We start from the raw sequence: 204 nt of genomic DNA, 5'->3' as shown, positions 1-204 counted from the left end.
ATCGGCACCCTGGTCACCGGCGGGGTGGCCATCAAGGACCTTCACTTCGCCCTGGTGATGCAGGATGGCCGGGCGCGGCTCGACCCCGTCACCGCCACCCTGCCCGGCGGCCCGATCAGCCTGCGCGCCGCCGCCGATGTCACCACCACCCCACCCACCGTCCAGCTCGCCGCCCTGTCCGAGGGGCTGGACCTGCCGCCGCTG

Annotated in this window: 1 protein-coding gene; it reads left to right on the top strand. The window is 74.5% G+C overall.

Features of this window, described 5'->3' with window-relative positions:
• A partial coding sequence (locus AC0IW9_RS32260; RefSeq protein ID WP_471652342.1) for a hypothetical protein occupies positions 1-204 on the top strand: 204 nt, incomplete at both ends.

The organism is Belnapia sp. AC561, from assembly GCF_979252845.1.
The sequence above is the reverse complement of the archived record's forward strand: the minus strand, read 5'-3'. Positions and strand labels throughout refer to the sequence as shown.